Origin of the sequence: Brevundimonas sp. UBA2503 (assembly GCF_002341485.1) — a bacterium.
Taxonomy (GTDB): Bacteria; Pseudomonadota; Alphaproteobacteria; order Caulobacterales; family Caulobacteraceae; genus Brevundimonas; species Brevundimonas halotolerans.
The window spans coordinates 36,350-54,779 of sequence record NZ_DDOD01000008.1 but is presented as its reverse complement, the minus strand read 5'-3'; the positions used below and the strand labels follow the sequence as shown (position 1 = coordinate 54,779).

The 18,430-nt window shown below is 67.1% G+C and carries 20 protein-coding genes; 5 read left to right on the top strand and 15 right to left on the bottom strand.

Annotated features, from left to right (window positions below):
• Position 1: 1 nt before the first annotated feature.
• Positions 2–1,549: a bifunctional GNAT family N-acetyltransferase/carbon-nitrogen hydrolase family protein gene (locus B4K74_RS02930; protein ID WP_286691685.1), complete on the bottom strand. Its 1,548-nt coding sequence runs from the start codon at positions 1,547–1,549 to the stop codon at positions 2–4.
• A gap of 139 nt (positions 1,550–1,688) precedes the next feature.
• On the opposite strand from B4K74_RS02930, the gene B4K74_RS02925 reads away from it, so the two are divergent.
• Both B4K74_RS02925 and recA read left to right on the top strand, forming a co-directional pair.
• Positions 1,689–1,862 carry a DUF1328 domain-containing protein gene (locus B4K74_RS02925; RefSeq protein WP_123286097.1) on the top strand — a complete coding sequence of 58 codons (174 nt, stop codon included), beginning with the start codon at positions 1,689–1,691 and terminating at the stop codon, positions 1,860–1,862.
• Positions 1,863–2,929: 1,067 nt separating this feature from the next.
• The gene (gene recA, locus B4K74_RS02920; RefSeq protein ID WP_286691684.1) at positions 2,930–4,009 is read left to right on the top strand and encodes a recombinase RecA; all 1,080 of its coding nucleotides are present in this window, start codon (positions 2,930–2,932) and stop codon (positions 4,007–4,009) included.
• Between the two features lie 136 nt (positions 4,010–4,145).
• Here recA and B4K74_RS02915 read toward each other — a convergent pair whose 3' ends face one another.
• The gene (locus tag B4K74_RS02915; RefSeq protein WP_286691683.1) at positions 4,146–4,496 is read right to left on the bottom strand and encodes a thiol-disulfide oxidoreductase DCC family protein; all 351 of its coding nucleotides are present in this window, start codon (positions 4,494–4,496) and stop codon (positions 4,146–4,148) included.
• A 143-nt stretch (positions 4,497–4,639) separates the two neighbouring features.
• On the opposite strand from B4K74_RS02915, the gene alaS reads away from it, so the two are divergent.
• Positions 4,640–7,285, top strand: coding sequence for an alanine--tRNA ligase (alaS, locus tag B4K74_RS02910; protein WP_286691682.1), 2,646 nt, complete (start codon positions 4,640–4,642; stop codon positions 7,283–7,285).
• Between the two features lie 138 nt (positions 7,286–7,423).
• On the opposite strand, the gene B4K74_RS02905 is transcribed toward alaS, so the two are convergent.
• Positions 7,424–8,197 (bottom strand): glutaredoxin family protein, encoded by a 774-nt coding sequence (locus B4K74_RS02905; protein ID WP_286691681.1) that lies wholly within the window; start codon positions 8,195–8,197, stop codon positions 7,424–7,426.
• A gap of 68 nt (positions 8,198–8,265) precedes the next feature.
• Between B4K74_RS02905 and B4K74_RS02900 the strand changes: the two genes are divergently transcribed.
• The gene (locus B4K74_RS02900) at positions 8,266–8,679 is read left to right on the top strand and encodes a MerR family transcriptional regulator (protein WP_286691680.1); all 414 of its coding nucleotides are present in this window, start codon (positions 8,266–8,268) and stop codon (positions 8,677–8,679) included.
• 3 nt (positions 8,680–8,682) lie between these two features.
• Here the strand turns inward: B4K74_RS02900 and B4K74_RS02895 are convergent, their stop codons facing one another.
• From B4K74_RS02895 to B4K74_RS02865, 7 genes are all read right to left on the bottom strand, one after another.
• Entirely contained in the window at positions 8,683–9,138 is a 456-nt protein-coding gene (locus B4K74_RS02895; protein WP_414630937.1) for a DUF411 domain-containing protein, read from the bottom strand.
• The gene (locus B4K74_RS02890; protein WP_286691678.1) at positions 9,138–9,566 is read right to left on the bottom strand and encodes a copper resistance CopC family protein; all 429 of its coding nucleotides are present in this window, start codon (positions 9,564–9,566) and stop codon (positions 9,138–9,140) included. Before B4K74_RS02890 ends, B4K74_RS02895 begins: the two co-directional genes overlap by 1 nt.
• 12 nt (positions 9,567–9,578) lie before the next feature.
• On the bottom strand, positions 9,579–10,619 hold the full coding sequence (locus B4K74_RS02885; protein ID WP_286691677.1) for a copper resistance protein B: 1,041 nt from the start codon (positions 10,617–10,619) through the stop codon (positions 9,579–9,581).
• Complete coding sequence (locus B4K74_RS02880) at positions 10,616–12,403, bottom strand: copper resistance system multicopper oxidase (RefSeq protein ID WP_286691676.1); 1,788 nt, start codon at positions 12,401–12,403, stop codon at positions 10,616–10,618. The genes B4K74_RS02885 and B4K74_RS02880 overlap by 4 nt, the downstream gene beginning before the upstream one ends.
• Before the next feature lie 80 nt (positions 12,404–12,483).
• Positions 12,484–13,041 carry an RNA polymerase sigma factor gene (locus B4K74_RS02875; RefSeq protein WP_241153165.1) on the bottom strand — a complete coding sequence of 186 codons (558 nt, stop codon included), beginning with the start codon at positions 13,039–13,041 and terminating at the stop codon, positions 12,484–12,486.
• Positions 13,042–13,048: 7 nt separating this feature from the next.
• A complete protein-coding gene (locus B4K74_RS02870; protein ID WP_286691675.1) occupies positions 13,049–13,486 on the bottom strand; it encodes a Spy/CpxP family protein refolding chaperone in 438 nt (145 codons plus the stop codon).
• Entirely contained in the window at positions 13,483–13,773 is a 291-nt protein-coding gene (locus B4K74_RS02865; RefSeq protein ID WP_286691674.1) for a hypothetical protein, read from the bottom strand. The genes B4K74_RS02870 and B4K74_RS02865 overlap by 4 nt, the downstream gene beginning before the upstream one ends.
• 107 nt (positions 13,774–13,880) lie before the next feature.
• On the opposite strand from B4K74_RS02865, the gene B4K74_RS02860 reads away from it, so the two are divergent.
• Positions 13,881–14,360, top strand: a complete 480-nt coding sequence (locus B4K74_RS02860) for a nuclear transport factor 2 family protein (protein ID WP_286691673.1) — start codon at positions 13,881–13,883, stop codon at positions 14,358–14,360.
• Here the strand turns inward: B4K74_RS02860 and copD are convergent, their stop codons facing one another.
• The 5 genes from copD to B4K74_RS02835 form a co-directional block, all read right to left on the bottom strand.
• Positions 14,361–15,269: a copper homeostasis membrane protein CopD gene (gene copD, locus B4K74_RS02855; RefSeq protein WP_123287356.1), complete on the bottom strand. Its 909-nt coding sequence runs from the start codon at positions 15,267–15,269 to the stop codon at positions 14,361–14,363.
• Position 15,270: 1 nt separating this feature from the next.
• Positions 15,271–15,624 (bottom strand): copper homeostasis periplasmic binding protein CopC, encoded by a 354-nt coding sequence (gene copC, locus B4K74_RS02850; RefSeq protein ID WP_286691672.1) that lies wholly within the window; start codon positions 15,622–15,624, stop codon positions 15,271–15,273.
• Between the two features lie 290 nt (positions 15,625–15,914).
• Positions 15,915–16,934, bottom strand: a complete 1,020-nt coding sequence (locus B4K74_RS02845) for a hypothetical protein (protein ID WP_286691671.1) — start codon at positions 16,932–16,934, stop codon at positions 15,915–15,917.
• 98 nt (positions 16,935–17,032) lie between these two features.
• Positions 17,033–17,587: a DUF2939 domain-containing protein gene (locus B4K74_RS02840; protein WP_286691670.1), complete on the bottom strand. Its 555-nt coding sequence runs from the start codon at positions 17,585–17,587 to the stop codon at positions 17,033–17,035.
• A gap of 105 nt (positions 17,588–17,692) precedes the next feature.
• The gene (locus B4K74_RS02835) at positions 17,693–18,271 is read right to left on the bottom strand and encodes a DUF2939 domain-containing protein (RefSeq protein ID WP_286691669.1); all 579 of its coding nucleotides are present in this window, start codon (positions 18,269–18,271) and stop codon (positions 17,693–17,695) included.
• Positions 18,272–18,430: the final 159 nt, after the last annotated feature.

The window sequence follows — 18,430 nt, the reverse complement described above, 5'->3', positions numbered from 1 at the left end:
CTCAGCCGCCGTCGGTCCAGACGGTCTTGTAGAGATCAAAGCGGCGGTCGCGCAGATTGCGGACCGTGCCCTGCGCCTTGGCCCAGGCGAGGTCGGAGAGGTCCAGGTCGGCGACGGTGATGGTCTCGACATTCTCGGACGCCTCGGCGGCGATGCCGTCGCGCGCAAAGGGGAAGTCGCAGGGCGTCAGGATGCACGACTGGGCGTACTGGACGTCCATGTTCTCGACATTGGGCAGATTGCCGACATTGCCCGACAGGGCGATGTAGCACTGGTTCTCGATGGCCCGCGCCGCCGAGCAATAGCGCACCCGCAGGTACCCCTGACGGTTATCGGTACAGAACGGCACGAACAGCATGCGCGCCCCCTCGTCGACCAGCCGCCGGGCCAGTTCGGGGAATTCGGAGTCGTAGCAGATCAGCACGCCGATCGGGCCGCAGTCGGTGTCGATGGCATGCACCATGTCGCCGCCCTTGATGTTCCACCAGTGCCGCTCGTTCGGGGTCGGGTGGATCTTTTCCTGGGCGTGGACCGAGCCGTCGCGCAGGAAGACATAGGCGACGTTCTGGATGTCGCCGTCGTCGGTCTGGGTCGGGTGCGAGCCGCCGATGATGTTGATGTTGTACTCGACCGCCATCTTGCGCAGGGCCTCGATGAAGCGGGGCGTATAGCGGGTCAGGGCCTCGATCGATTCCGCCGGCGTCAGCTTCTTCTTTTCCAGCGACAGCAGCTGCAGGGTGAACAGTTCGGGGAAGACGACAAAGTCGGTCCGGTAGTCGGCGGTCACATCGACGAAATATTCGATGTTGGCGATGAACTCCTCAAAGCTCGCCACCTTGCGCGCCTGCAGCTGGACGGTGGCGATGCGGACGTTCTCCTTGACCGCAAAGGCCGAACCCTTGCCCCGCTCCTCGACGAAATAGGGGTTGCGCCAGACCATGTGGGCGGCGTGGCCCATCGAGGCCGTATCGGAGGCCAGATAGCCCTTGAGCACGCCGATGGGTTCGAAACCCGTGCGCAGGTGAAAGCCGATCACCGGGTCGTTGGCCTTGCGCGCCGAGACGGCATCCAGATAGGCCTCGGGCTCGGCATAGGTGGCCTTCTTGCGCGCCAGCCCGGGCATGCGTCCGCCAAAAACGATGCCCTTCAGATTCTTGGCCTCGCAGAAGTCGCGCCGCGCATCATACAGGCGCTGGCCAATGCGCAGGCGCCGCCGGTCGGGGTCGACGCAGACCTCCATGCCATAGAACCATTCGCCGATGGGATCGTGACGCGAGGCATAGCCGCCGCCGGTGATCTGCGACCAGGTGTGCTGGCTCATCGCCGTCTTTTCATCGATGCGGAAGCCGGCGGCATAGCCGACGATGTCGCCTTCGTACTCGACCACGAACTGGCCGTCGGGGAAGGCCGAGATCTGGCCGCGCAGCATGCCCGTCGTATACGGCGGCATGGATTTGTAGACCTTGGAGACGAGGGCCGCGATGGCCTCCACATCTGCGGCGCGGGCATTGCGAATGTTCAGGACGGCGGGCTTGTTTGTTTTTGTCATGCCCCATCCAACGCGAAGCTTGGCCATTGGATCAATGGGGAAGCGGATTTTTCTTGCAGTGCAACAGGCTGTTTCCGGAACGTCGCCGCCCCGGGTGGCGTTGCGGGGCGATACACATCTTCACTGAGGAGCCACCCCCATGATCAAATGGGCCATCATTCTCGCCGTCATCGCCCTGATCCTGGGTGTGCTGGGTTTCACGGGCCTTGCCGGCGTTTTCGTCGACATCGCCATCATCCTGTTCTGGATCGCCGTCATCATCGCGGTCGCCGTCTTCGTCCTGGGCCTGACCGTTTACAAAAAGGTGAAGTGAGGGGCGCGCCTTCGCGCCCACGCCGAAGCCCCTCTCGCCCTTGGGGCAGAGGTGATGGAGAGGCGGGCGGCGCATGGGCCGGGGGCCCGGAACCGTGTGCTCCCGTGCTTTCGCCGTCAGGGAGCGTGTGTGAGTTTCGGCACCTGGCCTGGCGCCGCCCCGGTCGGTTCACGCGAGCGGTCTGAAGCTCCGGTCTCTTCCGCCGGGACCGGGGGCGCCGACGAACTTGCGCGGCCCGGCTCGTTTAACCCGGTTCGACCTCTTCCAGACGACTCAGCCCGCGACGGGCGAGGCGTCCAGAAACGCCCCGGACCCCGGTGTTTACACCGGGCAATCCCGCTCGACCGGCCCCCGCCGCCGCGTCAGTGCCTGGGTCCCGAGGCGCCTCTCCTGCGGCGGAGACAGCCAGAGGGTTGCACACCGCTGGACCGGGTCGGGAAGAACGGTCCGGGAAACGGTGGGGGTGTTGAAAGGGCGCGGGAATTCGGGGGCGGCTATCATAGCTGAGGGCGCCAGCTCAGCATTCCTTCTCCCCCGATGGGGAGAAGGGAGAAGAAAGAGGTTCATCACAAAGGACACAAAGGAGGCACGAAGGGCACAGAGGGGGTGTGCCCGTCGCCAAGGTCCCGCACGATAAATTGTCCCTTCTCCCAATGGGAGAAGGTGGCGCGTGAGCGCCGGATGAGGGGCGGCGGTGTCCGTCGGCGAACGCCGTGGCAGGACCGGTGCGACGGCTCACGCCGAAGGATGCGGAGAGCCCCTCACCCCCAACCCCCTCTCCCGCCGGGAGAGGGGACTTAAGAACGGGCTTCATCACAGCGGGGGGATGCTTGGGCTCGACCTCGTTGTGTCCTTTGTGGGGTCTTTGTGGTCTTTGTGATGAACCCCGCTTCATCAGACGGCCCCCTACGTCAATCCCGGTCGCACTCGAAAAAAGAACATATTGGCAACCAGAACAAAACATGCACATATGCCGGTCACCGGGAGCGGGCCGGGGGTGGATGTCCATCCCTGTGGCGGGTCTCTCCCGAAGTCGGATGGGAATCATGGCAAGGGAGTCGAAGGCAATGGCACAGGCGGCTTTGAAACTGGTGGGCAAGGAAGACGGCGACAAGGCGCGGGCTCTGGAAGCGGCGCTGGCCCAGATTGACCGGGCGTTCGGCAAGGGCTCGGTGATGAAGCTGGGCAAGGGCGGGATGGTGGCCGAGATCGAAAGCGTCTCGACCGGCTCGCTGGGTCTGGACATGGCGCTGGGGATCGGCGGCCTGCCCTATGGCCGGGTGATCGAGATTTTCGGCCCGGAAAGCTCCGGCAAGACCACGCTGGCGCTGCACACGGTGGCCGAGATCCAGAAGGTCGGCGGCGTGGCGGCGTTTGTTGACGCGGAACATGCGCTGGACCCGGTCTATGCCCAGAAGCTGGGCGTGAACCTCGACGACCTGCTGGTCAGCCAGCCGGACAATGGCGAGCAGGCGCTGGAAATCACCGACACCCTGGTGCGGTCGGGCGCGGTGGACATTGTGGTGATCGACTCGGTCGCCGCCCTGACGCCCCGGGCCGAGATCGAGGGCGAGATGGGCGACAGCCTGCCCGGCCTTCAGGCCCGCCTGATGAGCCAGGCGCTGCGCAAGCTGACCGCCTCGATCTCGCGGACCAATTGCATCGTCATCTTCATCAACCAGATCCGCCACAAGATCGGCGTCATGTACGGCTCGCCCGAGACGACCACCGGCGGCAATGCGCTGAAATTCTATGCCTCGGTGCGCCTCGACATCCGCCGCACCGGCGCCATCAAGAACCGCGACGAGGTGGTCGGCAACACCACCCGCGTCAAGGTGGTCAAGAACAAGGTGGCCCCGCCGTTCCGCGAGGTGATCTTCGACATCATGTATGGCGAGGGCATCTCGAAACTGGGCGAGATCATCGACCTGGGCGTCAAGGCCGGGGTGATCGAAAAGGCCGGCAGCTGGTTCTCCTACGACAGCCAGCGCATCGGCCAGGGCCGCGAGAATGTGCGCGAGTTCCTCAAGGCCAATCCCGATGTGGCGGCCTCGATCGAAAAGGCCGTGCGTCAGTCGACCAGCAAGATCGACGACGAACTGCTGGGCTCGCCCGAGCCCGACGAGGGGCAGGACCTCGAGGGCTGATCGCCCTCAAGCCGCTCGGCTTTCAGACTTCCCCGGGCGGTGCCTCGCGACCCGCCACCGACCCCGTGACATCCGTTCGGGGAAAAGAAGCCGCTCGACCCCCCGGTCGGGCGGCTTCGTCCGTTGTGGACGGCTGTCAGCGAAACAGCCGCTGCAGGCGCGGGCGCACCTTGAGGAACTGCACATACAGCCGCTCCAGCAGGGCCAGCACCATCCGGTTGCGAGCCATGAGGCCGAAGGGGCGGAGGATCGGAATGGCGCGCCACATGGCGGCGAAGGCGGCGGCGCCGGACAGCAACTGCCCGTCCTCGCGCACGTGAAAGCGGGACAGCATGTCGGCCGGGTCGAGCGGACAGGCCTCGGCCGCGCCCGGCTGGGCCACATCGACGAAGGTCAGGGCACCGCCACGGTCCAGCCGCCGCATGATGCCGATCTCGCGGCGACACAGGGGACAGGCCCCGTCATACCAGACGACCACTTCGCGCATGGCTGGACCCTAGCCCTCCCCCGGCCCGCCGTCGCCCGCCGCAATGTCGCGCCCGCTGATCACGGGCAGGTGATGCAATCCGGCGCATTCCTCTGTATGACGGCTGCCTCCCCGTTTCCTCCCGACTGACCGAGCCCGCCCCGATGTCCAGCCTCAAAGAGATCCGTTCGACCTTCCTCGACTATTTCGCCGCCGATGGTCACACCAAGGTGCAGTCCGCGCCGCTGGTGCCGCAGAACGATCCGACCCTGCTGTTCGTCAATGCCGGCATGGTGCCGTTCAAGAATGTCTTCACCGGTCAGGAGAAGCGCCCCTACAACCGCGCGACCAGTGCCCAGAAATGCGTGCGCGCCGGGGGCAAGCACAACGACCTGGACAATGTGGGCTATACCGCCCGCCACCACACCTTCTTCGAGATGATGGGCAATTTCTCGTTCGGCGATTACTTCAAGGAACACGCCATCGAGGCCGCCTGGAACCTCGTGACGAAGGACTTCGGCATTCCGAAGGACCGGCTGATGGCCACCGTCTATATCGACGACGATGAGGCCTTCGACCTGTGGAAGAAGATCGCCGGCCTGCCCGAAAGCCGCATCACCCGCATCGCCGGCTCGGACAATTTCTGGTCGATGGGCGACACCGGCCCGTGCGGTCCGTGTACCGAAATCTTCTATGACCACGGCGACCACATCTGGGGCGGACCTCCGGGCACGCCGGACGAGGACGGCGACCGCTGGGTCGAGATCTGGAACCTGGTCTTCATGCAGTTCGAACAGCAGGAAGACGGCACGCGCCTGAACCTGCCCAAGCCGTCGATCGACACCGGCATGGGGCTGGAGCGCGTTGCCGCCGTGCTGCAGGGCGTGCATTCCAACTATGAGACCGATCTGTTCCGCACCCTGATCAACGCCTCGGAAGAGGCCACCGGCGTGGCCGCCCAGGGTGATCAGGCGCCCAGCCACCGGGTGATCGCCGACCACCTGCGGTCGTCGTCCTTCCTGATCGCCGATGGCGTGACGCCGTCCAACGAGGGCCGGGGCTATGTGCTGCGCCGCATCATGCGCCGGGCCATGCGCCACGCCCACCTGTTGGGCGCGGCAGACCCGCTGATGCACCGGCTGGTGCCGACGCTGGTGGCCGAGATGGGCGAGGCCTATCCCGAGCTGACCCGGGCCCAGGCCACCATCGAGGACACGCTGAAGCAGGAAGAGCTGCGCTTCCGCACCACGCTGGGCCGCGGGATGACCCTGTTCGAGGAGGCAACGCGCGATCTGGCCGAGGGCGGCACCCTGCCCGGCGCGACCGCCTTTGCCCTCTATGACACCTATGGCTTCCCGCTGGACCTGACCCAGGACGAGGCGCGCCGCCGCGGTTTTGCCGTCGACACCGATGGTTTCGAAGCGGCGATGACCGAACAGCGCGACCGCTCGCGCGAGCACTGGAAGGGGTCGGGCCAGACGGCCTCAACCGCCGAATGGCTGGCGCTGCGCGACCGGCTCGGGCCGACCGACTTCATCGGCTATGACGATGTGGACGGCACCGGCGAGGTGCTGGCGCTGGTGGTCGACGGTGCCCCGGCCGAGCAGGCGCCGGAAGGGGCCGAGGCCGAGCTGGTGCTGGACCGCACCCCCTTCTATGGCGAGGGCGGCGGACAGGCGGGCGACCGCGGCACGCTGAGCTGGACCGGCGGCCAGGCCGAGGTGCTGGATGTGCAAAAGCCCGCGCCCGACCTCAATGTCCATCGCATCAAGATTACCTCGGGCACGCTGAAGACCGGCGACCGGGTCGAGGCCTCGGTGACAGCTCTGGCCCGCCTGACCACGCGGTCGAACCACTCGGCCGCGCACCTGCTGCATGCGGCGCTCAAGAATGTGCTGGGCCCGCACGTGGCGCAGAAGGGCCAGATGGTCGACGCCGAGCGGATGCGTTTTGACTTCAGCCACAACGCCCCGGTGACCGACGACGAACTGGCCCGGATCGAGGATGAGGTGAACGCCGTCATCCGTCAGAACCTGCCCGCCGAGACCAAGCTGATGGGCCCCGATGAGGCCATTGCCGCGGGCGCCGTGGCCCTGTTCGGCGAGAAATACGGCGACGAGGTCCGGGTGCTGACGTTGGGCCACAGCCTGGTGGAGGACAAACCCTATTCGGTCGAGCTGTGCGGCGGCACGCACGTCGCGCGCACGGGCGACATCGCCCTGTTCAAGATCGTCTCGGAGAGCGGCATCGCCGCCGGCGTGCGTCGCATCGAGGCCCTGACCGGAGAGCCCGCGCGGCAGTATCTGGAAGCCCAGGCCCGCGTGGCGCGCGGTCTGGCCCGCGACTTCAAGATCCAGCCCGCCGATGTGCCGGGCCGGGTCGAGGCGCTGCAGACCTCGGTCAAGGCGCTGGAGAAACAGGTCGCCGAGCTGAAGAAGCAGCTCGCCCTGGGCGGCGGCGGGGGCAGCAATGCCGCTCCCGAAGAGATCGGTGGCACCAGGCTGATCGCGCGGGTGCTGGACGGCGTCGACGGCAAGGGCCTACGCGGCGTGGCCGAGGATTTCCGCAAACAGGTGGTTAGCGGCGTCGTCGCCCTGATCGGCACCACCGACGGCAAGGCGGCGGTGACCGTGGCCGTGACCTCGGACGTCACCGACCGGATCAACGCCGCCGACCTGGCCCGCGCCGCCGTCCTGGCCATGGGCGGGCAAGGCGCCGGCGGCAAGCCAGACTTTGCCCAGGGCGGAGCGCCCGACGCCAGCAAGGCCGAGGCCGGGCTGCAAGCCGTGCGGGATGCGCTGGGGGGCTGAACCACGAACCGGAAAGAGGACTCTTCAGGTGGCGGCTTTGGGGGGTTAGCGGACTCTGGCCTGTAGAACTCTGACGGTCCGCCATGCGCCATGCGTGGACATTCAAAGGCCGGCCGAAACCCGACCTTCGACCACCTCTCACATCGGCATCGCCGCGCGAACTCCGCCGAACTCCATCACCAGCATCCAGAGCGCCATGGCGATCATCATCAGGTTTTCGGTCAGGGACAGGAAGCCCAGCGGCACATTGCTGTCGCCGCCGACGCAGGCGCACTTGAGTTCCCGCTTGTCGAGGTAGACGGCCTTGAACACCGAGGCGGCGCCGATGCCGCCGATGACCAGGGCGACCGGTGCCGACAGCCAGGTCAGGACACCGGCGACCATCAGGGCGCCAGCCCCGAACTCGGCGAAGGGATAGACCTTGCCATAGGGCACCCACCGCTTGGCCAGCAGGTCATAGTTCAGGAACATGGACGAGAAACTCTCGACGTTCTGCAGCTTCAGCATGCCCAGCACCATCATCGACAGGGCAATGAACCATTCGGCCGCCTGCACGGTCAGAGGGGTGCCGAAAACGAAAAGGCTGAGCATGGCGGCCATGACGGCGGTCGTGAGAAACACGACCAGTACGGGCGTATAGGTCGTCGCCTTGGGATCGCGGACCTTCAGACCCAGGAAACGGCGCAGGTCGTCATGACCGCCGATCCGCTGGCCGTCGATGAACACCTGGGGCGTGGTCTTGACCCCGTGTTCGGCCTTGAAGGCGTCGGTTTCCTCGCGGGTGGTCAGCCAGCGGTCATCGACGGTGTAGCCCCGGCTCTTCAGCAGGTGACGGGCCTTCAGACCCCAGGGACAGGTGTGGTCGGGCATGACCATCCGATACAGGACGGCGGTTCGGGACGGTTTGGACATGGTGTGCTCCTTGGCTTGGCAATCCAGAGCGGGGACTCTAGGTTCCGTACTTAAGTACGGAGTCAATCATGAAGGTCAGAACGATCGCGGCCCTGGCGCAGGAAGGCGGCGTGGGGGTGGAGACAGTGCGATTCTATCAGCGACGGGGCCTCATGCCGACGCCCGATCGCTGGTCGCGCGACGGCGTGGGCGCGGGCATCCGCCGCTATGGCGAAGAGGACGTGCGCCGTCTGAAGTTCATCCGCTCGGCCCAGACGGCCGGGTTCACGCTGGAGCAGATCAAGGAGCTGCTGTCGCTGGATGCCGGCGAGGACAGGGCGCGGGCCCGCGTGCTGGCGTCCGAGCGTCTAGCCGCGCTGGACCGAACCATAGCCGATCTGGAGGACGCGAGATCGGCCCTGAGGCGGCTGGCGAGCGCCTGCGCCTCCAGGGACAGCGGCCCGTGTCCGATCATCGCGGCCTTCCAGTGGGAGACGGCCTGAGGCTCAGGCTCCGTTATGGCGCCCGAAAACGGTGGCCTGGCCCCTGCGGTCAATCAGCAGGGTGACATAGGGCTCGTTCCCGGCCGCCTCCATGCCGGGCGAGCCGGCGGGCATTCCCGGTGCGGCGAGGGCCAAGGCCTGCGGCCGGTCCCTCAGCAGACGGGCGACGTCGGAGGCCGGAACATGGCCCTCGACGGCATAGGCGCCGACCACGGCGGTATGACACCCGGCATAGCGATCCGGCACGCCGTAGCGGGTGCGAATCGGGGCGAGGTCGTCGCGCTCGACCACATCAACGGTCCAGCCGGCGGCGCGTATGTGCGCTACCCAGCCGTCGCAGCACCCACACCAGGGCGTCTTGTAGGCGGTCATCCGCCGGTCCTGGGCCATCGCGGTGCCCGCCGAGGCGAGCGCGACCGCGCCGCCAAGAAGCAAGCGACGGGTCAATCGGGGCGCCATCAGTGGACCATGAAACGGACGGCGCCCGTCATTTCATGACCGTCCGCGCCTTCGGCCGTCCAGTTCAGCACGTAGTTGCCGGGGGCCAGAGTCGGCAAATCGGCCGATAAGCGTGTCGTTGCGGCCGCGGCGGCGACGGGAACCGTGACCGCGTTGCGTCCTTCAGCGGTCACGGTCACAGTCTTCAGGGTCATCGCGTGCGGGAAGGTGGCAGTGAACCAGTCGGGGGAGCCATCGGTCATGGCGCCGTCCGCCGGGGTTGTGACGACGTCGTGCGCGGCGTGGTCGGGATCGGCGGCATGGGCGTCGTGGCCTGCCTGCGCGCCCGGGGGATCCTGCTCGCAGCAGCAGCAAGCCTCGACAGCCTGAGCGAATGTGGGGACCATGAGGGCCAGGGTCATGGCGACCGTCGGCATGATCTTGTGCATAGGTAACTCTCCTTAGAACCAGGCCTTGAGGCCGATGACGAAACGGGTGTGCTCGGGCTCGCCGCCCGCCGCGCGGGTGAAGTCGGCGGTATCTCCGAGTTCGCGACTCCACTCCACCCCGACATAGGGCGCGAACTCCCTGGCGATTTCATAGCGCAGGCGGAGGCCGGCCTCGACGTGGGTGAAACCCGAGCCCAGACCGAGCTCCGGCACGTCGGACGCCGAAGCCTCGACTTCGATGCGCGGCTGCAGGATCAGGCGCTGGGTGATGCGCTGGTCATACTCGGCTTCGACCCGCGCGGTCAGGTCGCCCCCGGTCGACAGGAAGGTGGCGGCGTCGACCTCCCACCAATAGGGGGCGAGCCCCTGGACGCCGAGCACCAGATGGGTCGGATCCTCGCCGCCCTCCCCGAAGTCCTGGCGCACGCCCGCCTGCACACCCCAGAAGGGCGTGATGGCGCGGCTGTAGAGAGCCTGGACCTCGCCTTCGATCTCGCCATCAAAGTCGCCTTCGGCCTCGGACTTCCACCAGAAGCGGTTGATGTCGCCGCCGGTCCAGCCCGCCACGTCCCAGGTCCAGGCCTCCTCGCCGTCGCCGAAGCCGACCTCCAGCCGGTCGATGATGACGGCGGTGGCGCGCACATCGCCGTTCTCGCGCCTCAGGATGTCGCGGGCGCCGGTCATCCGATCCGCCCCCCAGATCGCGTCGGCCGCATGGGCCGGGCCGGACAGGGCAGCGGGCGGCAGGGGCGGTTGGCGGGGACGTCCATCGTCATCGGCGCTGGTCGGCACGTCTGGCGGACCCATCGCCTGTTCGCTCATGTCATGTCCGGCGTGCGGATCTGCGGTCTGAGGCTGCGCACCCATGTCGTGACCGGCATGCGGGTCGACGGGTTCCGGGGCCGGGCTCATGTCATGTCCGGCATGCAGATCAGCCGTCGGCGGGACCGTCGCGGGCGTCTGGGCTGTTGGCGGGTGATGCTCGTGATCCTGGGCTGTGGCAGCGCCCGCCACGAGCAACAGCGGCACCAGACACATCAAAAGCCGGATCATGACGCCACTCCATCCAGCGGGCGGACAGTGACGACGTTGAACATCCCCGCGTGCATGTGCATCAGCATATGGCAGTGGAAGGCCCAGTCGCCCGGGGCATCGGCGGTCAGGTCGAAGGTCACCTTGGACCCCGGCGCGACGTTGACCGTGTGCTTCAGCGGCTGATGCCCGGCCGGGCCGCCCGTCACCAGCTCGAAGAAGTGGCCGTGCAGGTGGATGGGGTGGGCCATCATGGTGTCGTTGACCAGGGTCACGCGCACCCGCTCGTCCCGCTCGAAGCGGATCGGCTCGACGATCTCGGAGAACTTCCGCCCATCGAAGCCCCACATGAACCGTTCCATGTTGCCGGTGAGGTGGATTTCGAGCGCGCGGGAGGGCGACCGCTGATCCTTGTTGGGCGCCAGGGAGACGAGGTCGGTATAGACCAGCACGCGGTGCGGCGCGTCCTCCAGCCCCATGGGGCGCTCGCCAAGGCGGTTGGCAGGGTCCGGCGAAACCATGTCGACACCGACGCCGACGGCCATGCCGGCCGGCGCATTGTCCGGGTTGCGCATGTCGTGATCCCTGGATCCGTGGTCCATCGGCGCGGCGGCAGGCTCGCCGTGGCCCATCGCGGAGTGGTCCACGCCTTGGTCCATGCCCGAGTGGTCCATGCCCGCCATGCCGCCCATGCCCATGTCGCGCATGGTCAGGGTCGGAACGTCTCTCAGCGGCGGAACCTCGGCCGTCATGCCCGGACGCGGGGCCAGCGTCGCCCGCGCCATACCGGACCGGTCCACGGACTCGGCCACCAGGGTATAGGCGCGGTCCTCGGTCGGGCGGACGATGACGTCATAGGTCTCGGCCACCGAAATCTGGAACTCGTCGGTCTCGACCGGCCGGACGTTCTCGCCGTCGGCATTGACCACGGTCATGGCCAGGCCCGGGATACGCACATTGAAGATCGACATGGCCGAGGCGTTGATGACCCGGAGCCGCACCCGCTCGCCGGGACGGAACAGGCCGGTCCAGTTCTCGGTCGGGCCATGGCCGTTGACCAGATAGGTATAGGTCGTGCCGTTGACGTCGGCGATGTCGCGCGGGTCCATGCGCATCCCGCCCCACATGCGCCGCTCCTCCAGCGACATCCCGTCCTCGCCGGACACGAGGCCCGACAGGGTCGTGCGCGACTGGTTGAAGTAGCCGGGGCTCTTCTTGAGCCGATCCAGGATTTCGTGAGGGTGCAGGAAGCTCCAGTCCGACAGGACGATGACGTGCTCGCGGTCGTAGGCAACCGGATCCGCGCCCGCCGGATCGATGATCAGCGGTCCGTAGTGGCCCATCGCCTCCTGGAGGTTCGAGTGGGAGTGATACCAGAAGGTACCGGACTGGATCACCGGGAACTCATACTGGAAGGTCTCACCGGGCCGGATGCCGGGGAAGCTGACCCCCGGAACGCCGTCCATGTGGAAGGGCAGCAGCACCCCGTGCCAGTGGATAGACGTGTCTTCGTCCAGGGTGTTGGTCACCGACAGCCGCGCCGTCTGGCCCTCGCGCAGCCGGATCAGCGGCGCGGGCAAGGTCCCGTTGACGGTGATGGCGTGACCGGTGCGCCCGCCGACGGTGAACGGCGAATGGCCGACCGTCAGCCGCACGTCCGGTCCGTCGAGTGTGTGCAGGTCTGTCCTTAGGCCCGCTGACCCGCTCTGGGCCCATGCCGGCATCAACCCCTGGGCGGCGAAAAGCCCTGCGCCGCCTGCGAAGCCGCGCAGCAATGCGCGACGGTCTGTTTGAATCGATCTCATGCGTCTGTCTTGGCCCATCTGTCTGAACAAGCCTTACGTCAGAACCGCGCCCGCCCCTCGCGACGGCTGGTCGCAGGGGCTCATTCGGAGGGGCCGAGGCGATCCAGCAAGGCCTTTCGGGCGCGGGCAATCCTCAGTTCGACCGCCTTGGACGACAGTCCCAGTATCCGGCCGATCTCGGCATGAGACCGGCTTTCCAGAACCGCGAGCAGGAGCGGCGCGCGCTGACCGTCGGGCAGTTCATTCAAGGCGCGATTCAGACGCTCCACCCGCCGCCGATCATCCATCCGGTCCTCGGCCCCGGGCGTCGGGTCACCGACTGTCATGGCTTCCGGCGCGTCCAGGCCCATGACGCCCCTCACGAGACGACGCACGCGGCGGCGACGGCTCCAGTCCCGGCATTTGTTCAGGGCGATGGTGCGCAGCCAGGCTCCGAACGGCCGTTCGGGATCGTATCGACGAATCGACAGCCAGGCGGCGGCATAGGTCTCCTGGGTCAGGTCCAGCGCCTCGTCCGGGTCGCCGACGTAACGGCTGACGAACCGATGCAACTCACCCTTCGTCGCCGTCATCAGGCGCGAAAACGCCGCCCGGTCTCCCAGGGCGGCCTGGCCTTCGTCGGTATCGCCAGCCCCCACGCTCGTGTCAGTCGGCGTCGGCGCGCAGGGTCTCGACCACCGCGCGGTCGAACTCTTCCGCCTGCCGGGGCGTCAGCACGGCGCGCATCTCGAACACATGACGGATCGTCGCCATCTGAAGATCACCCATGGCGGTGTGGAAGTGATCGACGGCGGCCTGAACTTCGGGCGTCTCGCCTTGGCTGGCGGCAATCGCAGCCGACAGTTCCGCATTGGCCTGTCGTACCTCGGCTTCCAGTGGCGCTCGCCGCTCGGCGAACGCCGCTTCGATCTCGTCCAGACGCCGATCCTGTTCCGGGCTCAGGTCCAGCCTTTCGTGAACGAGGTGGTGGAAGTCGGCGGGCCTGTCCTGCCGCGCCTGTATGGTCATTGCACCCCAGGCCGCGGCCGCGCCTACGGCGGCGGCCAGCACGGCTGTGACCAGTGTGGACTTCAGCCCGCTCATCCGAGGGTGCTCCGGATACCAAGGGGTGTCGCTGCCATGCGGGGGCTGAAGATAGACAGTTCGCTGCGACCTGTTTCGACTGTCGGCGCCGTTACGCCACCGGCGACGCCGCCGATGGCCGCCGCGATTCCAAGCGCCGCGAACCGCAGCGATCGCTCACGTGTCCTGACTTGCGCCTGCTGCACGCGCTGCCAGACGCCGTCTTCCAGACCGTCGAGGGAGGCGGCTTCCAGAGGCGAACTCCGTGCAATCAAGGTATCCAGTTCGACCATGCCGATCATCTCCATGGGTTCCGCACATCTACGCAGGGTCCCTGTCCGCCCCTCGCAAGAGGGTGCTGTCCTCGCCGCACAAATAGAGCATAGTCACAGTCCTTCGCCACCGAGAGCCCTTCATGAAGCGCCTGATCTTCGCCGTCGCCCTCGCCGTATCGGCCTCCGTCATCGTGACCCCCAGCGGCGCTGTCTCATCCGCGTCAGCCCCGGCCGATGATGAAGCGGCGCGCCCCGCCATCGCCGTCGTGGACGCCTTTCATGCCGCCCTGGGGTCGGGCGACGCCGAGGCTGTCCTGGCCCTGCTCGCCGAGGACGTCGTGGTGCTGGAAGAGGGCGGTGCCGAGCGCTCGCGCGAGGAATACGCAGGCCATCACCTGCCCGCAGACATGGCCTTCGCCGCCGCCACCACCGCCGAGGTCACGCGCCGAGCGGCCCGGGTCGAGGGCGACGTCGCCTGGGTGCTGACCGAGGGCCGCACGACCGGCGCGTTCAATGGCCGGCCCGTCGACCGGCTGACCGCCGAGACCATGATCCTGCACCGGGACGGCGACGTCTGGCGTATCCGCCACATCCACTGGTCGTCGCGCGCGCCGCGCTGATTACATCGACGCCGGCGGCATCTGCACGCCCATCGCCGCGACAAGCCCCAGAAGGACGAGGCCGGCCGCCATCTCCAGGCCAATGCTGAGCTGCAGTCTCCGAACAGGCCCGTCGGTCGGGGTATCATGCGTGATGGCCCGCGCCAGGGCGGGCGTCAGGGTGAAGCGGTTATGCGCCGCCAGCCCGACCATCAGGATAAACAGGGCCAGCTTGCCCAGGAGCAGCAGGCCCCAGGTCGAGCTTGCAACCCGGACCACGCCGTCAATGCCGATCAGAAAGCCGGCGTTGATCAACCCTGTGAGCACCAGCACCGAAACGGCTGCCGAGCCGACCGTGGCGAACCCGGCAAGGGCACGCGTCGTCGTCTCGATCTCGCCTCCGAAAGGACGACACAGCCGCATGCAGAATCCTGCCAGCGCGCCCAACCAGACGGCGGCCGCCAGCGCATGAATGATGTCGGCGATCAGGTGGATGAGCCCCCCGGCTCCCTCGCTGGCCGCCCCGTGGCCGCTCCAGGCGAAGCTGGCTGTAGCCCCGGCGAACGCCGCGACAGCCATCAACTGCGCGACCTTCCTGTCCTGTCCGAACATCGAGATCGCGACCCCTGTCAGGGCCAGTATGGCGCGGGCGATGTGCGCCATGCCCAGACTGGTGGACTGGATCACGTAACCGATTGAAGCGGGGTCTGCGGCTGCTGCCCAGCCGCCTGCCATCATGGCCGTCTGAGCCACAAGGCCAGCGGCCGCCCCGACCGCCAGAAGCAGCCCGGCGGTGATGGCGACCCGACGCACCGAACGCGAAGGGACCGGTCCCGACGCATAGATCCGGAACAGTGGCAGTCCCAGCGCCACGACCGCCGCAGCGAACTGGAGCCACCTTAGGACGACGACGGTCAGGTCGATCGGCACGTCAGCGGACGGTGAAGCTGTAGTTTCCCGTCATGCGGTGACCGTCGGCCGCCGCGATGGCCCAGGTCACGCGATAGGTCCCGGCCGACAGCGGCGCTGCGAACGACCCGCCCAACGTCTTGCCGTCCTCCGACACCGTTTTGGTCAAGGCGATGGCGCGCCCCCGCCCGTCCTCGACCTCGACGTTGGAGAACGGCGCGGCGAACCGCTCGCTGAACGTCAGGCTGATCGTGCGGGGCGCCGACACAACCGCCCCGCTCGCGGGCGTAGCCGACACCAGCCGAGCATGCGCAGCGACGGGCGAGACGCTGATCACCACCGCCGCAGCAGCAACGAGCGAAAGGGTACGAACCATGGGAACCTCCAGAGACAAGCGATACTACGGCCCCCCGACGCTAATCCCTCACGGCTATGACGTCATCTCCAAGTCACTGGCCGCCGCGAAGCGGCGGCCAGACAGGTCAAAAGTCAGCTGGGAGTCGGGTCCGGTCCAATCGGCCGAGCCGGTGCGTCGCGATGAGAGCGGACGTTCGGGACCGGCACAATGAGCCAGAAGTCGCCGCTCGGATGTAGCGACGCAAATGTCCGCTATGGGTCGGGAGTTGACTGTCGCGTGAGGGTGGAATGCGGACACTTGCTCCGGGGCTACTGTGATCCCGGTTCGCAGTGAAATTCAGTCACCACGCGTCCTTCGCGGACTGATCCACCGCCGCCAAGCGACCACTGGAACCCGGAGTGCCACTGCCAACTGATTTTGCACCTATCGCCTGCATCGGGCTTGGCCTGACCGATGGCCATGAACGGGATGATGTAGAACCGCTGTTCGCCCGCAACTGTGCCAGAGAGCCCAACGGCGGTTGCTATGACCCCTGAGGCAAATGCGGGATCGGCGGAGACTTCGTTGACGGTAACGTCGTCCGTTCCGAGTTTCTCGGTCGGGGGAGTCTGGGTTGAGCCCGGCGCGTCGGCGCGGACGAACCGGTACGTGCAGCGGCTGGCTGCTGCGACCATTTGCGAGGGATCGCCGAGCCACAGGTCTTCCAGAATCAACTCATTCCCCGAGACGGATGCCGTGCCCGAAAGATCGAGGTTGGCGGGCCGCTGGTTGTCGCCCTCGACCTCGGCGCTGAAGGACTTGTCAGCAGCATCGAACCGGTAGGTGCCCCAATAGTCCCGGTAGGACTCAAACGGAATCCAGGTGACAGAAAATCGCTGCGCCGCATCAAAGACCAGTTCGTTGATTGGCGTCGGCACCACACCATCCGGGCAGGTTGCGCCGGTCTGTCGCCAGGTGCCCCTGAGCGGGGCTTGCTCCGGTGTCACGACACGGATCTGCGCTTCGAGCGGTTGATCACCAAGGCGCCCCGTAAGGGTCACCAAGGCGGAGGCCGGAGCGTCGTCAGCGACCCTGACAATGAGGTCCTCAGCGTCGAACTGCAGGATGCCCTCTGGCGAAAACGCGATGTCGGTGACGCAATGGCGGGGCGCCCGCTCAAAGGAATGGGGCCTGTCCGTCCAGTAGGCTTCCAGACTCACCGTCGCGCCCGGGGCGCGTTCAAGCGGTTGAAACCACCAGATCGCGACAGCGTTTTCCACGCGCGGCGCACACTCATCCGGCAGGGGAAGTAAAGCCAGGCTACCGGCGAAGATCAGAGCCTCAACCATCGGTCGTTCGTCCCTGCAATTTCGACGCGCTGACGCTACCAATGGCGGGGACGGCGATCAACGGTCCCTGACCCGCGCCATCGCGGCGGCGGGCGCTGTCAGGTCTCGGCGTCCGGCAGGTCGATTTCGACGAGGCGCCAGCCGAACAGGCCGTGGCGGTCCATGTTGAGGATCAGCGGCTGGTCCGGGCGGTCGGTCGTGGTCAGGCGCACCTCGACGCGGTTGGCGCCGCGATAGGTCCAGGACTTGTGGACGTCGTCCTCGGTCTCGCCGGGCGTGGGCTTCGGGCGGTTGAGCACGTCCTGGGGCTCGGGCGCCTCGGCGGTGCGGACCATGGTGGCCACGCCCTGGGGGGTGATGACGGCATCGATGGCGCCGGAGACGATGGCCGGGCCCAGCAGCATGCCGACGCCGGCCCATGCGGGGTCGATCTCGGAGCCCTCGGCCCGCATCTCGGCCATCATGCGGGCGTTCAGTTCGTCCTTGAGGCTTTGACGGACGGCGGGAAAGTCGACCAGCCGCTCCAGCGCGGCCTCGTCGCCCTGTTCGGCGGCGCGGGTCAGGGCCTGCATGGCAAAAATGGGTGACAGGGCCCAGGCCCCGAGCAGCAGTACGATCGCCAGACCGGCGACCCCGATAATCAGTTTACGCATAATCCCCTCAACTCTCCCTGACCCGGTCTGAACCGGGCACTCCCGCTACCGTAACGCTCCCCGGGGATCAGGGTTGCCGTGAGTCGCGGCCTTCGACTATCGCGATCAGCCGCCCTTGCGACCGCTTTGGCCGACGATCGGCACCCGCTCTTCCGGCAGGCTGACGTGCACCAGATGCCAGCTGAAGAAGCCGGTCCGGGCAAAGGTGAAGACGGTCTCGTCGCCGCTTTCGCCGATCACCGCCATGCGGGCCCGGTCCATGCCCCAATAGACCGGCCGGGGCAGCGGCCCGCCGGAGGGCGGTTCAGCCTCGGCACTGTCGGCCTCGGAGCGCAGGGCGGCGGACCGTCCCTCGCCCCGGGTCAGGGCGCCCAGAGCCGCAGGCGTCAAATAGGCGTCGGCCCTCGGCCCTTCGGCCACCGGTCCGCGCTGGAACTGACGCTGCACGGCGCCGATGGGATCCTCAAGGATGGAGGGTGGCGGCGTCAGGGTCTCGACCCGCCCGTTCAGCTGCGGGCCCAGCGCCTTGCGCATGGCGCCATAGTCCACCAGCCGGTCCAGCTCGGCCACGTCGCCGCTGTCGGCCGCGCTGCGCAGACCAAAGAAGGCCACGCCGGGCGCCGCAAAGAAGCTGATGACCAGCAGCACCACCACCGCCAGGATCAGATTGCCGATGATCTTCAAGACTGCCTCCGGGTCTGTAGGCCGCCAGAATGCACGAACCCGGCCCGGTCACAAACAAAAGCCCCGCCGAAGCGAGTCGGGCGGGGCTCAGATTACCTGCGTCCTTCTCCCCTTGCGGGAGAAGGTGGGCCGCGTGAGCGGCTCGGATGAGGGGGCGGG

Excerpts from the sequence above, each read along its gene's own strand:
- B4K74_RS02930 (WP_286691685.1), bottom strand. The coding sequence starts at position 1,549 with ATGACAAAAACAAACAAGCCCGCCGTCCTGAACATTCGCAATGCCCGC.
- B4K74_RS02925 (WP_123286097.1), top strand. The coding sequence starts at position 1,689 with ATGATCAAATGGGCCATCATTCTCGCCGTCATCGCCCTGATCCTGGGT.
- recA (WP_286691684.1), top strand. The coding sequence starts at position 2,930 with ATGGCACAGGCGGCTTTGAAACTGGTGGGCAAGGAAGACGGCGACAAG.
- B4K74_RS02915 (WP_286691683.1), bottom strand. The coding sequence starts at position 4,496 with ATGCGCGAAGTGGTCGTCTGGTATGACGGGGCCTGTCCCCTGTGTCGC.
- alaS (WP_286691682.1), top strand. The coding sequence starts at position 4,640 with ATGTCCAGCCTCAAAGAGATCCGTTCGACCTTCCTCGACTATTTCGCC.
- B4K74_RS02905 (WP_286691681.1), bottom strand. The coding sequence starts at position 8,197 with ATGTCCAAACCGTCCCGAACCGCCGTCCTGTATCGGATGGTCATGCCC.
- B4K74_RS02900 (WP_286691680.1), top strand. The coding sequence starts at position 8,266 with ATGAAGGTCAGAACGATCGCGGCCCTGGCGCAGGAAGGCGGCGTGGGG.
- B4K74_RS02895 (WP_414630937.1), bottom strand. The coding sequence starts at position 9,138 with ATGGCGCCCCGATTGACCCGTCGCTTGCTTCTTGGCGGCGCGGTCGCG.
- B4K74_RS02890 (WP_286691678.1), bottom strand. The coding sequence starts at position 9,566 with ATGCACAAGATCATGCCGACGGTCGCCATGACCCTGGCCCTCATGGTC.
- B4K74_RS02885 (WP_286691677.1), bottom strand. The coding sequence starts at position 10,619 with ATGATCCGGCTTTTGATGTGTCTGGTGCCGCTGTTGCTCGTGGCGGGC.
- B4K74_RS02880 (WP_286691676.1), bottom strand. The coding sequence starts at position 12,403 with ATGAGATCGATTCAAACAGACCGTCGCGCATTGCTGCGCGGCTTCGCA.
- B4K74_RS02870 (WP_286691675.1), bottom strand. The coding sequence starts at position 13,486 with ATGAGCGGGCTGAAGTCCACACTGGTCACAGCCGTGCTGGCCGCCGCC.
- B4K74_RS02865 (WP_286691674.1), bottom strand. The coding sequence starts at position 13,773 with ATGGAGATGATCGGCATGGTCGAACTGGATACCTTGATTGCACGGAGT.
- B4K74_RS02860 (WP_286691673.1), top strand. The coding sequence starts at position 13,881 with ATGAAGCGCCTGATCTTCGCCGTCGCCCTCGCCGTATCGGCCTCCGTC.
- copC (WP_286691672.1), bottom strand. The coding sequence starts at position 15,624 with ATGGTTCGTACCCTTTCGCTCGTTGCTGCTGCGGCGGTGGTGATCAGC.
- B4K74_RS02845 (WP_286691671.1), bottom strand. The coding sequence starts at position 16,934 with ATGGTTGAGGCTCTGATCTTCGCCGGTAGCCTGGCTTTACTTCCCCTG.
- B4K74_RS02840 (WP_286691670.1), bottom strand. The coding sequence starts at position 17,587 with ATGCGTAAACTGATTATCGGGGTCGCCGGTCTGGCGATCGTACTGCTG.